The organism is Martelella sp. NC20, from assembly GCF_013459645.1.
GTDB lineage: Bacteria > Pseudomonadota > Alphaproteobacteria > Rhizobiales > Rhizobiaceae > Martelella.
Window position 1 is genome coordinate 5,142,371 of sequence record NZ_CP054861.1, and the last position, 16,868, is coordinate 5,159,238.

General features: G+C 63.4%; 13 protein-coding genes and 1 pseudogene. 5 read left to right on the plus strand and 9 right to left on the minus strand.

All coding sequences use genetic code 11. From position 1 onward, the window contains the following. The first annotated feature begins 7 nt into the window (after positions 1 to 7). A complete protein-coding gene (locus HQ843_RS24560) occupies positions 8 to 2,131 on the plus strand; it encodes a TonB-dependent siderophore receptor (RefSeq protein ID WP_180900741.1) in 2,124 nt (707 codons plus the stop codon). Between the two features lie 222 nt (positions 2,132 to 2,353). Here the strand turns inward: HQ843_RS24560 and HQ843_RS24565 are convergent, their stop codons facing one another. After that, on the minus strand, positions 2,354 to 3,262 hold the full coding sequence (locus tag HQ843_RS24565; RefSeq protein WP_210275293.1) for a helix-turn-helix domain-containing protein: 909 nt from the start codon (positions 3,260 to 3,262) through the stop codon (positions 2,354 to 2,356). 170 nt (positions 3,263 to 3,432) lie between these two features. Further along, positions 3,433 to 4,431 (minus strand): LysR family transcriptional regulator, encoded by a 999-nt coding sequence (locus HQ843_RS24570; RefSeq protein WP_180900740.1) that lies wholly within the window; start codon positions 4,429 to 4,431, stop codon positions 3,433 to 3,435. Positions 4,432 to 4,551: 120 nt separating this feature from the next. Between HQ843_RS24570 and HQ843_RS24575 the strand changes: the two genes are divergently transcribed. Genes HQ843_RS24575 through HQ843_RS24590 form a run of 4 tightly spaced genes read left to right on the plus strand, consistent with a single transcriptional unit; the run spans position 4,552 to position 8,818 of the window. Beyond that, the gene (locus HQ843_RS24575; RefSeq protein ID WP_180900739.1) at positions 4,552 to 5,001 is read left to right on the plus strand and encodes a tripartite tricarboxylate transporter TctB family protein; all 450 of its coding nucleotides are present in this window, start codon (positions 4,552 to 4,554) and stop codon (positions 4,999 to 5,001) included. Next, positions 4,998 to 6,563 carry a tripartite tricarboxylate transporter permease gene (locus HQ843_RS24580; protein ID WP_180900738.1) on the plus strand — a complete coding sequence of 522 codons (1,566 nt, stop codon included), beginning with the start codon at positions 4,998 to 5,000 and terminating at the stop codon, positions 6,561 to 6,563. The genes HQ843_RS24575 and HQ843_RS24580 overlap by 4 nt, the downstream gene beginning before the upstream one ends. Next, the gene (locus HQ843_RS24585) at positions 6,560 to 7,510 is read left to right on the plus strand and encodes a tripartite tricarboxylate transporter substrate binding protein (RefSeq protein WP_180900737.1); all 951 of its coding nucleotides are present in this window, start codon (positions 6,560 to 6,562) and stop codon (positions 7,508 to 7,510) included. The genes HQ843_RS24580 and HQ843_RS24585 overlap by 4 nt, the downstream gene beginning before the upstream one ends. 54 nt (positions 7,511 to 7,564) lie before the next feature. Next, positions 7,565 to 8,818, plus strand: a complete 1,254-nt coding sequence (locus tag HQ843_RS24590; RefSeq protein WP_180900736.1) for a CaiB/BaiF CoA transferase family protein — start codon at positions 7,565 to 7,567, stop codon at positions 8,816 to 8,818. A 212-nt stretch (positions 8,819 to 9,030) separates the two neighbouring features. Here HQ843_RS24590 and HQ843_RS24595 read toward each other — a convergent pair whose 3' ends face one another. The 7 genes and pseudogenes from HQ843_RS24595 to HQ843_RS24625 form a co-directional block, all read right to left on the minus strand. After that, on the minus strand, positions 9,031 to 10,233 hold the full coding sequence (locus tag HQ843_RS24595; protein WP_180900735.1) for an acyl-CoA dehydrogenase: 1,203 nt from the start codon (positions 10,231 to 10,233) through the stop codon (positions 9,031 to 9,033). Position 10,234: 1 nt separating this feature from the next. After that, complete coding sequence (locus tag HQ843_RS24600; protein WP_180900734.1) at positions 10,235 to 12,205, minus strand: 3-hydroxyacyl-CoA dehydrogenase NAD-binding domain-containing protein; 1,971 nt, start codon at positions 12,203 to 12,205, stop codon at positions 10,235 to 10,237. Between the two features lie 46 nt (positions 12,206 to 12,251). Then, positions 12,252 to 13,313, minus strand: coding sequence for an acyl-CoA dehydrogenase family protein (locus HQ843_RS24605; protein WP_180900733.1), 1,062 nt, complete (start codon positions 13,311 to 13,313; stop codon positions 12,252 to 12,254). Between the two features lie 7 nt (positions 13,314 to 13,320). Then, positions 13,321 to 14,517 carry an acyl-CoA dehydrogenase family protein gene (locus tag HQ843_RS24610; RefSeq protein WP_180900732.1) on the minus strand — a complete coding sequence of 399 codons (1,197 nt, stop codon included), beginning with the start codon at positions 14,515 to 14,517 and terminating at the stop codon, positions 13,321 to 13,323. Between the two features lie 97 nt (positions 14,518 to 14,614). After that, positions 14,615 to 14,776: pseudogene (locus HQ843_RS30125) on the minus strand (TetR/AcrR family transcriptional regulator); the annotation flags it as partial. 13 nt (positions 14,777 to 14,789) lie between these two features. After that, a complete protein-coding gene (locus HQ843_RS24620) occupies positions 14,790 to 16,238 on the minus strand; it encodes a TRAP transporter large permease (protein WP_180900730.1) in 1,449 nt (482 codons plus the stop codon). Between the two features lie 33 nt (positions 16,239 to 16,271). After that, the gene (locus tag HQ843_RS24625; RefSeq protein WP_180900729.1) at positions 16,272 to 16,832 is read right to left on the minus strand and encodes a TRAP transporter small permease subunit; all 561 of its coding nucleotides are present in this window, start codon (positions 16,830 to 16,832) and stop codon (positions 16,272 to 16,274) included. Positions 16,833 to 16,868: the final 36 nt, after the last annotated feature.

Genomic DNA, 16,868 nt, shown 5'->3' on the forward strand with positions numbered 1-16,868 from the left:
GCTGAAGATGAACCACGCAAAAAGCAAACACGACGACCGGCACGCAATGATCAGGCAGAGGGCAGCCGTTCTTCTCGGCTGCACCGCACTGGCCGCGAGCCCGATGACCCTTCGGGCGCAGGATCAGGGCGATAGCGCCGGCACGACGGTGCTGGAACCGGTGACCGTCGAAACCAGCGGCATCGGCGCCAGCGACGCGGACTCGATCGTCGCCTTCGGCAATTCCGGCGGCGGCAAGCTGGCGACCGATTTCCTCGATACCGCCGCCTCGGTTTCCGTCATCACCGCCAAGGAGATCCAGCAGCGCGATGCCCGGACCGTCGAACAGGTGCTGGATTACACCGCCGGCGTGACCACCGATTTCTACGGCTCAGACGACCGCTTCGACTATTACAAGATCCGCGGCTTCGACGCCTATACCTATCGTGACGGCCTTCCTCTCGGCGCCCCCTTCGGCGGCGTTCGCGAGGAGCCTTACGCGTTCGAGCGGGTGGAGGTTCTCAAGGGCGCCGATTCGACGATCTTCGGCGTCTCCGATCCGGGCGGAACGGTGAATTTCGTGTCCAAGACGCCACGGGACGAGCGCTTCGGCGAGGCCTATATCACCGGCGGTTCCTATAATCACGCCGAGGTGGGTTTCGACTTCGGCGACAATATCACCGAAGACGACACGCTCTCCTATCGCCTGACCGGCAAGTTCCAGAATTCCGACGCGGAATACGACTATTCCAATGATGACGAGAGCTTCATCATGGGCGGGCTGACCTGGCGCATCGACGATGCCACGACGATGACGCTGATCTACGACTATCTCGATAGCGACGGCACGCCGGGCAGCGGCGGGCATCCGATCGGCTCGGATTTCGACCGCAGCTTCTTCCTCGGCGAACCCGACTACAATTACAACGACGTGACCCGCAACACCGTCACCTGGATGTTCGACCACGATTTCGGCTCGGGGCTGACATTCAGCTCGCGGGCGCGCTATTCGAATTCCGAAACCGGTTTCGGCTATGCCTATGTCTACGAACCGGTCGACAATGGCGACACGATCGCCGACCGCTATTATTTCGGCAATGCCCAGTCCTATGACGATTTCGTCATCGATGCCCATTTCCAGTACGATACGTCGTTCGCGAACATTGAAAGCCGGACGCTCGCCGGTCTGCAATACGAGACCTATTCCGGCACCAACGACAGCTACTGGGCCGCAGCCCCCGGCATCGACTGGACCAATCCGGTCTATTCCGGCGGGCCGGATTACAGCGGACCCTATGCCAGCACCAAGAGCGACCAGAACACGACCTCGGTCTACCTGCAGCAGGAACTGACCTTTTCCGAAAAGCTGATCGCCTCCGTCGGCCTGCGCAATGACTGGCTGGACCTGAAGCAGCTCGATCAGCTCACTGACACCACGACCAGCGGAGATTACAGCGAGTTCACCGGCCGCGCCGGGCTGACCTACCGGATCACCGACGAGGTCTCGACCTATGCAAGCTACGCCCAGTCGGTCGCGCCGCCGACGCTCGGGATCGACCCGGAGCGCGGCGAGCAGTATGAAGTCGGGGTGAAATATGCTCCGCTCGCTTTCCCGGCGCTGTTCAGCGCTTCGGTCTACGACCTGACGAAGACGAACATCACGGTCACCAATCCCGCAACCAACATGCAGGAATCGATCGGCGAGGCGCGGGTTCGCGGCATCGACCTCGAAGCCAAGGCCGAACTGATGAACAATATCAGCCTCACGGCCGCCTATTCCTACATGATGTCGGAAATCGTGGAGAACGGTTCAGGCGGCAATGTCGGCAACGAGCTCAGTTTCGTCCCAAACAATGTCGCCTCGTTGTGGGTAGATTATGAGCTCGAGGGCGAAGGCCGTCGCGGCGACATGACCTTCGGCCTCGGCGCGCGCTACCAGAGCTCCTACTATTTCGGCGAGGACAACCTGATCAAGTCCGATCCCAACATCACCTTCGATGCCGCCTTCAGCTATGACGTCGCGGAACACACGACGCTTCAGGTCAATGCGACCAATCTCTTCAATGAGAAATATGTCGCCTATGGCGGCTACGGCGCCGACTGGTACAATCAGGGCCGCGCGGTCTACGTGACGCTCAGGCAGAGCTGGTGAGGTTTGAACGCTGACAAACACCGTGCGTGGTCGCTGCGTTGCCCCGCTCTCTGCCGTCATCCCGGACTTGATCCGGGATCCAGTAAGCGCAAGTCCTTGCGCGCAAAGACTTTTTTTTTGAGATGCACCACAAACGGCCCTGGATGCCGGGTCAAGCCCGGCATGACGGACGAGCTTGGGAAGCGCTTTCTCAACAAACTGATCGCTGACCCATGCCGTGGGTCAGCGGTTTTTCAAACCAGAGGCCTGCGACCGCCGCCAGGCGGCCGGCGTCTCGCCGGTGATCTGGCGGAACACCCGGGTCAGATGCGCCTGATCGGCAAAGCCGAGCTGCGCCGCGACCTCCGCGACGCTGCCGTTGCCTTGGTCGAGAAGCGCCTGTGCCTTCTCGATGCGTCGCGCAAGCTGCCACTGCAGCGGCGTCCGGCCGGTGGTCTGTTTGAAGGCGGTGGAAAACCAGCTTTCCGACAGGCCGACGGTTTCGGCCATTTCGGCAACGCTCATACGGCCTTCGGCTGTCTCGGAAAACCGGGCTGTGAGGCGGTTCATCTGCGCCTTCGTGATCCGGCCGCCGGCCGTGCGCCGTCCGCCCTCTGCCGGAAATTCGAGAAGCGCCGTGGCGACGCTGCCGACCAGGCTTTCGGCATAGAGCGAATGCCGCGTCGGATCGGAGACTTCATCGACGATCAGCCGCGCCAGCGTTTCGATCGGGCCGACATCCTGGATCTCGACCGGCCGTCGCAGCACGGCGCGCGCGGCGGACATGCCGATCGAGGGCGCGATGAAGCGCAACAGCCGGTCTTCATGCAAATGGAGGTCGAGATGGGAGAAACGGTGCCAGGCCGTGAACCGGGTCCACATCGGAAGCCCGGCCGGCACGAAGATCGCCCGCGTCAGCGGCCGGTCATGGGCGCCCAATTCGCCGTTCCTGTTCGACATGCGGATGTGGCGCGACACATCGTTGAAGAAAATCACGATCCTCGGGTCCGGTGACAGATAATAGGCGTTCGCGCCGGGATGGCCCTCCGCATCCCAGTAGACACTGACGAGCCCATCGAGGCCGCGCCATTTGACCGGCGCCACCGGATGGATACCCTCAGTCTGGCAGATCATGGAATGCTGATAGATCAAGACAGAACACCATTTTCCCGGGCGCAGGTCTGGCTTGCGCCCGTCGATGGGGTTGGGTGATCCTGCTCGTCCCGCGCGAGACCAACAGGCTCAGCCATTTAACTGGACTATAAATATCATATTTTTTCCACGCGCAAGCATCGAAACCGCTCCGACCGCCGGGAGGAGCTTCAGGAAAGCCCTGCCCTGTTAGGCGCTTCCGTCCATGCCGAGGCGGGGATCGGATAGTCATCGGGCGAAGGCTCCCGCGGGGCCAGGGTGGGAACAATCCCCTCCGCGCTCAGTCTCTCGAGCTGCTGCCACAGCAGCGTCCGCACCGCGCGCACCGCGGCCGAGTTGGGGCGCTCCGTACTGGTAATGACGAACATCTGCCGCGTCAGGGGCAGATCGGGGATCGGGCGGATGAAGAGCTTGCCCTCGCGCACGCCCTCCAGCATCCCCGCGCGCGGCATGATCGTGTAGGCATAGCCGCAGGCCAGCAGCTTGCGCAGCAGCGACGAACTGTCCTGGCGGGTGCGCAGGTTCAGGTGCAGGCCGCGGTCGAAGGCGACCTGGTCGATGGTCCTGTGCGTAAGGTGCCCCTGGGACGGCAGGACCAGCGGCGCGCGGCAAGCCTCCGCGAACGCGATCGGCCCCGGCTGGTCGAGCGGCATGCCGACCCCGCCGGCAAAGATCATCTCGTCGATATAGGCGAGTTCGGCCCTGACATTGGGCATCGATTTCGCGCCCGGCACGATGCCGACATCGACCTGCCCTTCCCTGATCATCTGGGCGGCCGGATAGCTCATTGCGCGGCGCACGGTTATCTTCACGTCGGGAAACAGCGCTTCTGCGCGTATCATCAGCTCGGGCGCCAGGAGGTTGGCGACGGCGGCCGCGATCACCACGGTCACTTCGCCCGCCGGCACCTGGCTGGCGTGCTTCACATCGAGCCGGGCCTGCTCGAAATCCGCGGAGATTTTCTTGGCGTATTTCAGGAACATCTCGCCCGCCGGGGTCAACTCCATCCCGGTTGTGCGGCGATGAAACAGCGTTGACCCCAATGAATGTTCGAGATTGGCGACAAGCTGGCTCAGCGCCGGTTGCGCGATCCCGAGGCTGCCGGCCGCTTTCGACAGCGAACCGGCATGGGCGATCTCTATGAAAATGTTCAGATTCCGCAATTTCATGAGGAGGTATAATAAAAACATTATACCCGGTGGTCAATCTTTGACTTATTCAGGCTACCGAAACTCCCGTAGGTATACCGGCAAAACAACGCCAATTTAAGCTGGCGCGGGAGGGAAAACATGAAAAAGGCAGAGCTGGTTTCCGGCTTGGTGCTTATGGCATTCGGTATTTTATTATGGCTTGTCCTGGTCCCCTGGCAAATCGCCGAGGCGCCGACGGCGACCATATCGCCGCGCATGATGCCGCTTCTCTGTGCGGCCATTCTGGTGCTTTTGAGCCTGGTGCTGATCGTCCAGTCCTTTCTGGCCCTGCGTCAGGTCCGCGATGACAGCGGGCCGGTCTTCAGTCGGAGCGAAGTCATCGCCACCCTCGGCGTCGTCGCTCTGTTCGCCATCGCCACGCTGCTCTTCGTCTACACCGGGCCGCTGCTGCCGGGGCTGATGATTGTCATCCTGCCGATGCTGGCGCTTGGCGAGCGGCGGATTGCGATGCTCACCCTGCTGCCCGCCGGCCTCATGGGCGGCGCCTGGCTGTTGTTCTACGTCGTGCTGGGGACGAGCTTCCAATGATCGATGCATTCATCACTCCGCTCGCTGCCGGGTTCGCCTCCATCGCCAATTTCTGGACGCTTTTCTACGTCTTCATCGGCGTGGCGGTAGGATACGCGGTCGGCGCCATCCCCGGCCTTGGCAAGGGCACCGCCACCGCCGTCCTGATCCCGGTGACTTTCTATCTGGACCCCGTTGCCGCCATCGGCCTGCTGATCGGCATCGCCAAGGGTTCGACCGCGGGCAGCGCGATCTCCGCCATCCTCATGAACACCCCCGGCGAGCCGTCCTCCGCCGCCACGGCCTTCGACGGCTATCCGCTGGCGCAGCAGGGCAAGGCCGGCAAGGCGTTGAAGATGGGGCTCTATGCCTCGGTGATCGGCGACCTGATCTCGACCCTTTGCCTGATCGCGCTCGCCGCGCCGCTGGCCCAGTTCGCGCTCGAGATCGGGCCGGTCGAACAATTCGCCATCCTGCTGTTCTCGCTGACCTTCATCGGGGCGCTTGCGGGCAAGTCCCTGGTAAAGGGCCTGATCTCCGGCACGCTCGGCCTGCTGGTCGCAACGGTCGGCCTGGAGATCGAAACCGCCGTGCCCAGATTCACCTTCGGTCAGCTCTCGCTGTTCGACGGCTTGGCGCTGATCCCCGTCGCTATCGGCATGATGGCGGTGTCGGAGATGATCCTGCAGATGGCCGACCACCGCGCCCTTGATCGGAAGGTGGCCGAGATCCGCGTCTCGTCCGATCCGGATGACAGCCGGGTGACCGGTCAGGATTGGCGCCGCTGCCTGCCCGTGATCCTGCGCGGCACCGGGATCGGCGTGTTTGTCGGCATCCTGCCGGGTCTTGGCGCCAGCGTCGCATCGTTCATGTCCTATGGCGCCACCGCGCGGATGTCGAAGACCCCGGAGCGCTTCGGCAAGGGCGCGATCGAAGGCGTCGCCGCGTCGGAAAGCGCGGACAACGCTGTGGTGCCCTCCAGCTTCGTGCCGCTTTTCGCGCTCGGCATCCCCGGCTCCGTGATCGCCGCGATCCTGATATCCGCCTTCGTCATTCACGGGATCACCCCCGGTCCGCTGATGTTCGTCGAGGACGCGGAGATCGTCCAGAGCCTCTACGCGGCGATGATCGTGGCGAGCTTCGCCCTGCTGGCGATCGGGCTGATCGGCCAGTCGTTCTTTACCTGGGTGATCCGCTCGCCGATGCGGCTGATCGCACCCGCGGTCCTGTTCTTCTGCGCGATCGGATCGTTCATGCAGGGCGGAGGACTGTTCGGCATCGGGTTGATGCTGCTGTTCGCGGTGCTCGGCGTGCTGGCCAAGAAGCTCGACTATTCCTTCGTCACGTTTCTGATCGGCTTCGTCATCGGGCCGTCGCTGGAACTGACCCTGCGCCAGACGATTCCGCTGCTCGACCGGGATGTCACCAACCTTGCGCAGCATCCAATTGCGGCCGTTTTCATCGGCCTGACCGTCGCGCTCATCGCGATCCTGGCGCTGGCCGAAATCCGGCGCCGCACACGGGCGGCCCTCGAAATATCCGAAGGGTCCGTCGCATTCGATAAAACCGGGAGGAACTCATGACCATACTGAAGAAACTCGCCGCCGCCGCGGCCTTCGCCACGGCGACACTCGTCGCAGGGGCAGCGTTGGCGGAAGACTATCCCTCTAAAGCGATCACCGTGCTGATCGGCTACGAAGCCGGCGGCGGCACCGACACGATCGGCCGGGTCCTGTTCGAGGAGATGAAGGAAACCCTCGGGCAACAGATCATCGTGGTCAACCTGCCGGGCGCGGCCAGCAGCGTCGCGGCGCTCAAGCTGAAGATGGCGAAGCCCGATGGCTACACGCTGATGCTGGCCCCCTCGAGCGCAGTCGCCACCAACCAGATCTGGAACCCGAGCGCCGATTACAAGGTCGGGGATTTCACCATGATCGGTTCGGTCGCGGCCTACCAGCCCGCCTTCGCCGCGCCCATGGATCGCCCCTACGACACGTTCGACGAATTCGTCGCCTTCGCCAAGGAAAACCCCGGCGCCAAGGTTGCGACGATCACGCCGGCCTCGAAGGTGCAGCTGGAACTGGTCGCCAAGAAGGAAGGCCTGGAACTGAACTTCGTCCCGGTGAAGGGCGGCGCCGGCATGATCAGCGGATTGCTCGGCGGCGATTTCGACGTCGCCTATAGCGGCGGCGCGCACCAGAAATATCCCGACGAGATCAAGACCATCGCCTCGACCGGGGAAGAACGCCTGGTGGCCAGCCCCGACATCAAGACGATGAACGAATACGGCTACATGTCCAGCTACGGCTCGAAGCTGGTTCTTGTCGGTCCGGCCGGTCTGCCTGACGACGTCGTTGCCACGCTCGAGAAATCGCTGCTGGAGGCCGGCCGCACCGAAAGCGTCCGCCAGATCATGGCCAACCTCGACTTCCCGCCCGCCGAGAAGGGAGCGGCCGAACTCACGGCAGAAGTCAACGCGGCCTACGAGGCCGAACTCGCACTCAGGGAAGCCGTTGCGGCGCCCAACTGAACACCATACCCGGGGCGCGATGGTCGCGTCCCGGAATTTCCGGGAGTATCATCCGTGTTTGAGCCCCTTAAAGGCCTCCGCGTCATCGACACCAGTCAGGTTCTTGCCGGCCCCTATGCCGGATATCAACTGGCCCTGCTCGGGGCCGACGTCATCAAGATCGAGGTGCCGGGTATCGGCGACTGGACCCGCAAGGGCGGCCAGATTCCCGAACTCAACGAAGCGGGCATGGGGCTTTCCTACATGTCGCAGAATGCCTCCAAGCGCTCGGTGGCGCTGAATATCAAGAGCCCCGAGGGACGCGATATCCTCAAGCGCCTCACCGCGACCGCCGACGTGTTCATCGAGAACATGCGTCCGGGCACAATGGACCGCAACGGGCTTGGCTATCAGGATATGAAGGCCGTCAAACCCGACCTGATCTATTGCTCGATCTCGGCCTTCGGGCAGGACGGCCCCTATAGCCGGCGCGGCGCCTATGACCATGTGATCCAGGGCATGTGCGGCATCATGGGCACGACAGGGACGCTGGAAAGCGGACCGACAAAGGTCGGCGCGCCCTATGTCGACTTCGCCACCGGCCTGAATGCGGCCTATGCCATCTCCGCGGCGCTGCACCAGAGACGGGCGACCGGCGAAGGCGTGCACCTCGACGTCGCCATGCTCGATACGTCGATGATGCTGATGGCCTCGCTGCTGACCAGCCATCTCAGTTCCGGCTGGGCGCCTGAGCCCGCGGGCAATGAAGCCTGGAGCCGGAGCCCGACATCGGGCTGTTTCCAGACATCCGACGGACTGCTGATGCTGGCGGCAAACAATCTCCGCCAGATCGTACCGCTGCTCGAAACGCTCGGCCTGTCCGATCTTGCCGAAAAGGCGCGGATCGACCCGATGGCGGCCAAGGGCGAGTTGAACGGGTTGCGCCCCATACTCGAAGCCACCCTTTTGACCCGCCCCGCGCGCGAATGGGAGGAAGACCTCAACGCCGTCGGCGTACCCGCCGGTCGGGTCCGCAATCTTTCCGAAATGCTGGCGGAAGAGCACGCCGTGGCCCGCCAGTTCACCATGCCGATCGAAGCGATGCCCGGCATGACGGTGCACGTCCCGACGGCGGGCTTCAAGGCCAACGGCGCCGCGATCGCGCCCACGACGCCGCCCCCGCGCCTCGGGGAACATTCGCGCGAAGTGCTGGGCGACCTCGGACTGTCGGAGGACGAGATCGATGCCCTGGTCTCCGCGAATATCGTAGGAACGGCCGACAGGCACGGGACGGGCACGCCCGCCAGCGCCGCCTTTGCCAGAGTATGAGGGCGCGAGCGCCCTCGGACTGCCGACAAGGCCGGAGGTGCATGTCACCGCCGGCCTCTCACATGCTCGAACTTGATCCGGGCATCCATTGCGTTCAAGCCTTTGAGCACGAAGACGCTTTCGCAAGCATACGTCGCGTTGCCCTGGATCCCGGCTCGAGGCCGGGATGACGGGCGAGCTTCTTGAAAGGCTCTGCCTGACCGAAAAGCCCCTCAGAAAAATGCCTGCAGGCCGGTCTGGGCGCGGCCCAGGATCAGGGCATGCACATCATGGGTGCCTTCATAGGTGTTGACGGTTTCGAGGTTGACCATGTGACGGAACACATGGAATTCCTCCGATATGCCGTTGCCGCCATGCATGTCGCGGGCGTTGCGCGCGATATCCAGCGCCTTGCCGCAATTATTGCGCTTGATCAGCGAGATCATCTCCGGCGCGGCATCGCCCTGCTCGAGCAACCGGCCGACCCTGAGCGCTGCCTGAAGGCCCAGCGTAATCTCGGTCTGCATATCCGCCAGCTTCTTCTGATAAAGCTGGGTCTGGGCCAGCGGCCTGCCGAACTGCTTGCGGTCAAGACCATATTGACGCGCCGCATGCCAGCAGAACTCGGCCGCGCCCATCGCACCCCACGCAATACCGTAGCGGGCGCGATTGAGGCAGCCGAAGGGGCCCTTGAGCCCCTCGACATTCGGCAGCAGCGCATCCTCGCCGACCTCGACCCCGTCCATGACGATTTCACCGGTGACGGAAGCGCGCAGGCTGAGCTTGCCGCCGATCTTCGGCGCGCTGAGGCCCTTCAGCCCCTTTTCCAGCACAAATCCCCGGACCTTGCCGCCATGGGCATCCGACTTGGCCCAGACGACGAAAACGTCGGCGATCGGCGCGTTGGAAATCCACATCTTCGCGCCATTCAGCACATAGCCGCCATCTGTCTTGCGCGCGGTGGTCTTCATGCCGCCCGGATCGGAACCGCTGTCAGGCTCGGTCAGACCGAAACAGCCGATCCATTCGCCGGCGGCGAGTTTGGGCAGATATCTGTTGCGCTGTTCCTCGGAGCCATAGGCATAGATCGGATACATGACCAGCGAGGACTGTACGCTCATCATCGAGCGATAGCCCGAATCCACACGCTCGATTTCTCGCGCAATCAGGCCATAGGCAACATAGCCGGCATCCGCGCCGCCATATTGCTCCGGCAAGGTCGCGCCGAGCAGGCCCATCCCGCCCATTTCGGCAAATATCGACGGATCAACGGTCTCATTCGCAAACGCCGCGACCACGCGAGGCTGCAGCTTGTCCTGGGCGAAGGCATTCGCCCCGTCGCGCAACATGCGTTCCTCGTCCGTCAACTGGTCTTCCAGCAGGAACGGATCGTCCCAGATAAATCGGCCGAGTTCCGGCCCGTTCGTATCGCCCATCTTACACCTCGCCCTTTATAGCCTGCGCCCCGTCGCGCAAATGATCGTCCCAGTACATCGGTCCGCCGAGATCGCGGGGGAAACCGTATCCATGCGTCCACACAACGTCGATATCGGAACTGCGCGCCGCAATCCCTTCCTCAAGAATGCGCCGCCCCTCCGCGACCATCGGGCCGTGCGTGCGTTCGATAATCTCGGCATCGGATACGTTCCGCCGCGCAACGCCGCTCTGTTCGGCAATCCCGGCGATGATCGCATCCACCTCCGGGTCGGGCCGGGGCGTGCGGCTGTCGTCGTAAAGATACCAGCCCTTGCCCGCCTTCTGGCCAAACCGCCCAAGTTCGCAAAGCCGGTCAGGCAGCGCGTCGGTCCTGCCCAGCGCCTTGCGGTTTCGCCAGCCGATATCGAGCCCGGCCAGATCCTGCATCTGGCAGGGGCCCATCGGCCAGCCGAAAGCCCGGAAGGCAGCGTCGATCTCGTCCGGCTTCGCACCCTCCAGAAGCAGTTGCGACAATTGCCCGTTGCGGGCCTGCAGCATGCGATTGCCGACAAAGCCGTGGCATACGCCCACCACCACCGGCTGCTTGACGAGGCGTCTGGCGACCTTGAGCGCCGTCGCCACAACGTCAGGCGACGTCTCCGCTGCCCGCACGATTTCCAGCAGGGTCATCACATTGGCCGGCGAAAAGAAATGCAGCCCGAGCACGTCGGAGGGACGCGCAGTCGAGCGCGCGATCTCGTTCACGTCCAGATAGGAGGTATTGGTCGCAAGGATAGCGCCTTGCCGCGCAACGCCATCGAGCTCGGCAAATATGGCTTTCTTGACGGCCATGTCCTCGAAGGCCGCCTCGATGATCAGGTCGGCGGAAGACAGGTCGGCGATATTGGTCGTGCCCGCAATCCGGCCCCTGCGCCTGCCGGCTTCTTCCGCGCTCAGGGAACCGCGCCTGACAGAGCGATCGTAGATCTCCGCCATGCGCTCCATGCCGCGTTGCAAGGCCGCCTCGTCGGTTTCGCGCACGATCACGTCAAACCCGCTATTGGCGAACGCCATCGCGATCCCGGCGCCCATTGTGCCCGCACCGATAACGGCCACGGACTGGACATCGCGCGTCTCGGTCCCTGCGACGTCGCCTGAAGGCTTTGCCGCGGCCCGCTCGGCAAAAAACAGGTGGCGCAGCGCGCCGAACCGGGGGCTCCGGGTCGCGGTCTCGAATATCCGCCGCTCTTCGCGCATCGCATCCTCAAACGACAGCGCCAGCGCATTGCGCACGGATTGCGCCGCAAGCTCGGGCGCGGATGAGCGCGCCTTCTTGCAGAGTTCGGCCGTCAGGGTGTTCAGAACCTCCGGTTCACAAGCCGGCATCCGGTCGCGACGGCGGCTCACGGGCGGCGGGATATCCTCTGCGGCGATCCTGTCGGACAGATACCGTATCGCATTGGCGGTCAGGTCGTCGTCGAAAACCGCGTCCACAAGGCCGATCGCATGTGCCGCTTCCGCGCCCATCATGTCGCCGCTGCCGGCCAGTCTCAGCGTCGCCTCCGCGCCGATGAGATAGGTGGTCCGCACGGTTCCGCCTGCGCCCGGCAACAGGCCCAGCTTCACCTCCGGCAGGCCGAGCCGGGCATTCCGCCTCGCGACCCGGAACGTGCAGCCAAGCGCCAGCTCAAATCCGCCGCCGAGGGCCGTGCCATGAAGTGCCGCGACGCTCGGCTTGCCCAGGGCTTCGAGTTTGTCGATCACGTCGCGCAGCGTTGGCGGCCTGACCTCACCCAGCTCTTCTATATCGGCGCCGGCAACAAATGTGCGCCCGGCGCAGGCCAGGACCACGCCCTTGACCGCGGCATCCCCCGCCACCTCGTCCAGCCGCGCGTCGATCAGCTTGCGCAATGCCTGCGACAGGGCGTTTACCGGCGGGCGATCAATGGTAATGACCGCGATCCCGCCGAATTTTTCAAGATCAACCTTCATGTCACGCAGCCTCCACTGCAAGTTCAATCATGTCCGATGGCTGCTATCAGTTGAGCGCAACGCTGATATTGCTTGCAAGCAACCGTTCCATGCAGCTCCGGCTGTCACCGGAGCAGATCCGCAGCGCGGTCAGGCGACTGAAAATGCGGCCGGTCAGGCTTTCTTCCGTCATGCCGATGCCGCCATGGAGCTGGACGGCGCTCTCCCCGACGAGCTTTGCCGCCCCGTTCATCTTCAGCTTCACAGAATCCAGCGCCAATGCCCGCTCCTCGACAGCCGCGCCGACCATCAAGCTTCCGAAATCGAGCATTGCGCGCGCCGTTTCCAGCTCGATATACATGTCGACCGCAGCATGTTGCAGCGACTGGAAACTGGACAAAGGCTGGCCAAACTGGCGCCGGTCGCGCAGATAGTCCACCGTCAGTTCCAGCAACCGCTCCATGCCGCCCAGCATTTCGGCGGATGTGATCAACTGGCCGAGCGCCGTGGCGTCCGCGATCAGTTGCGCGGCCTCCCCGCCCACAGCCAGCAGCGCCGTTTGCGGCAGGGTCACCCCTTCCAGCGAAATGTCGGCCCCGGCAGCCGGACCTGCCGGCATATAAGGGGTCTTCGTCACAGCCACGGCCTGAAGATCGAGCAGGAACAGCGCCGGGCGTTCATCGAGCATCGCGCTCACGATCACGACGTCTGCGGCGGCCCCTGCCGGCACGACCATCTTGACGCCGCCAAGGATGAACGTGTCGGACACGCGCCGCGCGACAACCGGTACCAGGTCATGAAGCGCCAGCGTCGCGATGCGCGCGCCGCTGGCAAGATCGGCCAGCAAGGCCTTCACCTTCGGCTTATCCGCCAGCCGGCCCAGCAAGGGCATGGCGAGGGCTTCCGACGCCAGAAACGGCGTTGCGATACCGGCCCGTCCAAAGGCGCGCGCAAACACCATCAGCGCCTGCGGGCCCAGTTCGGCACCGCCGGCGCTTTCGGGCAATGCAAGGCCAAGCATGCCGAGCTCGGCCAGTTGCGGCCACAGGTCCGCCGGATCGGCAACTTCCGACAGGATTCCCTGCACGCTGTCCCGCAGCATCCGTTCTTCGTCGGTCAAAGCTTCCATGTGCGCCTCACAGATTCAGAATTGTCTTGGCGATGATATTCTTCTGAACCTCGTTCGAGCCGCCATAGATCGAGACCTTCCTGAAATTCAGATAATTGTTGAGCGCTGTCGCGGCCGCCAGGTCCTCTTCGGCCGCGTGATACGGGTCGGCAACGTCGCCCGGCGCGCGCAAGGCCGCGACACCCTCGAGCTCCATCAGAATTTCCGAAGCGCGCTGCTGAAGTTGCGAGCCGCGCAGCTTGAGGATTGACGATGCCGGGTCCGGCCGGCCAGCGTTCTCGCCGGCCCGCGCCAGAATCTGCATCTGGGCGACTTCGAGCGCCTTCAGCTCGACTTCAAGCCGTATGACGTCCGCGCGGAACAGCGGGTCGTCCCAGACGCCGTTCTCTTCCGCCCTGCGGCGAATGCGCGACACGCGTTCCTTGGACAGGCCTATGCGGGCAATGCCCGAGCGTTCGTTCGCCAGCAGGAACTTGGCATAATCCCAGCCGCGATTTTCCTCGCCGACCAGATTTTCAACCGGCACCCGCACATCGGTAAAGAAGATCTCGTTCACCTCATGCCGGCCATCCATCGTGATGATCGGCCGCAATTCCACGCCAGGGGTGTCCATCTCGATGAGCAGGAACGAGATTCCCCTTTGCTTCTTCGCCTCTAAATCCGTTCTGACCAGACAGAATATCCAGTTGGCGTACTGTCCGTAGGTCGTCCATGTCTTCTGGCCATTGACGATATAATCGTCGCCGTCACGCACGGCCCTTGTCGTCAGCGAAGCAAGGTCCGAGCCCGCATTGGGTTCCGAAAAACCCTGGCACCACCAGTCGTCAAGATTGGCCGCCCGCGCCAGGAATTTCTCCTTCTGCGCCTGATTGCCAAAGGCGGCGATCACCGGCCCGACCATGAAACAGTTGAACTGCAGCGGAAGCGGCACCGCGTTGAATTGCAGCTCCTCGATGTAGAGATAGCGCTGGATCGGCGTCCAGTCCCTGCCGCCCCATGCGAGCGGCCAGTTCGGCACCGCCAGTCCATTAGCGTTTAGAATGCGCTGCGAGGTCACGATATCCTGCTTTGCCAGCGGCTGGCCCGCACTGACCTTGGCGCGAATTTCGGCGGGAATATTATCCTGAAAGAAGGCCCGCATTTCAGCACGAAATTCCTGATCTTCCTTCGCAAGATAACCGCTTGAGGGCCCGGTCTTCCCCATCTGAGCACATCCCCTTCTGGTCGCGACACATTAAATACCGTCTGGCCGGTAATAAAATATGCCATACTCTTTGTCAATCGCCAGGAAGAGCGAACGCCTATCTGGCGGAAATGCCGGCCAGCAATGTCTGCGCGTAGGATTCGGCTATTTCGGTGGCCGTGAGCCGCTCGTCGGGACGATACCATCTGGCCATCCAGTTCAGTATGCCAAGCACGCCTCTGGCAAAGGTCGGCACATCGGGAACCGTGATTGCCCCTGCCGCAACGCCGGCGTCATCCGCCGAGGCCGGGAAGCCAGGTTACCACATCGGGCGCGAGGATCAGGATCAGGACCACGCAGAGCGCGGCGACGGTGAACGGCGCGACGCCGAGAAACACGGATGTCAGCGGCACCGGCCGGCCGAGATTGGCTTCCGGATCCGATGCGATCCGGTGGACGATGAAGCTCAGAATGCCGAGCGGCGGCGTCAACAGCCCGACCTCCGCCATGATGACGAGAAATACCCCGAACCAGAGCGGATCCACCCCGAGCGCGCCAAGGGGGCCGAGCAGAACCGGAATGGTGAGAAGCATCATGGCGAGCGTATCCATGAACATGCCAAGCACCAGATAGACCAGGATCAGGATCAGGAGCAGGCCTTCGCGGCTCAGCCCCAGATCCACCATGGCGGAAGCGAGCGCGTTCGGCACCTGACTCAGCGCCGTGGCGCGGGTGAGCACGGAAACGCCGAGGATCAGAAGGAAGATCGAGGCGGAACTGACCAGCGTTCCCGCAAGCGATTCCTTCAGCGACAGTGCGATCGCCCGCCAGCCAAGCCCCTGACGAAGCTGATGGATAACGCCGAATAACAGCGCCGCCAGCATGCCGAAGACGCCGGATTCGGTCGCAGTGAACACGCCGCTGAAAAGACCGCCGATCACGATGAGGACGACGAGGATGATCGGCAGACTGCCCAGAAGGGATTCGATCCGCATGCGCCAGGTCACGGTGCTCATGTCGATCCGCGGCGCAAGCGAGGGCCAGATCGTTGCCTGACCGATGATCAGGAACGCGAAGGCGAGCGTCAGCATCAGGCCCGGCACGACGCCCGCGAGTAGCTGCTGGCCGACCGGCACCTGGGCGGCGCCGGCATAGATCACCAGAAGCAGGCTCGGCGGTATGATCTGGCCAAGCGTCCCGGCCGCAGCAACGCTGCCGACCGCGATCTTCGGATCATAGCCCGATTTCAGCATTTCCGGGATCGAGACGCGGCCGACCGCATGGGTGATCCCGATGGTGCTGCCGCTCGAGGCGGCGAGCGCCGCGCCGGCGAAATTGGTGGCGACCGCAAGGCCGCCCGGCAGCCAGCCGAGCCAGCGGCGCGCCGATTCGAAGGCATTCGCCGTCAGCCCCGAGCGCCAGAGGATCATGCCCATCAGCACGAACATCGGGATGACGCTGTAGGACCAGGAGGCGGATGAATCGAAGGCGACATTCCTGAGGGTCGAGGCCACAACCCGCATGCCGCTCATCGACCAGAGACCGAGAAGCGAAGCGCCGAGCATGGCGATGCCGACCGGCACGCCCATCAGCAGGAGAACGATGCTGAGCACGATCACCAGTACGCCGACGGCATGGTTCGACGGATCCAGAAACAGCATCGCGCCGGCGGCGGCAATCGCGACAGCCAGGCCGATCGCAAAAAAGACGACGCCACCCCGCCCGGGCGCCGGGCGCGTCATGGGGTTTTCCTCAAGAAGCGGTTTGGGCATGGTCTATCCAAGATCGGCGTCGTTGCTATACTCATGGACACGCGGCAGATGCCCCGTGAAATAGCGCCAGGCCGTCGCCACCGTCTGCAGCGTCATCAGGCCGACGCCCGCAAAGGCAACGAATTTGAAGGGCCAGATCAGAACCGGCGGCGTGCCGGCGGTGGTCTGACCGATATGCTCGGCCTTCAGCGCGCCCTGAAAAGTGTAGACCGTCAGCGCCAGAAGGATGCCGGCGGCAATCAGTCCGAAGACGCCCTCGACATACCGGCGCATGCGCGGGGGAAGGACGTCGAGCAGTACCGTCACCTTGATGTGTTCCTGCTCGCGCTCGGTGAAGGCGAAGGCCAGCAGCACCAGCGTCGGCATCCACCAGTTCGCCGTCATTTCGAGCGTGCCCTGGAACGGCGCGCTGAAGAAGGTGCGGCCGACGACATCGACGAAGACGTTGACGACGAGCATCACCACGGCGGCGGCGGCCAGGATGCCGGCAAGCCCGCTCATGCGGTCGATCAACCGGATGATGGCGGGAAGCCGCGATGCTTCCGGCGGGTCGATTGCGGACATGGCGCTCCTGCCCTTTCTGACGCTTGAGGAACGGGA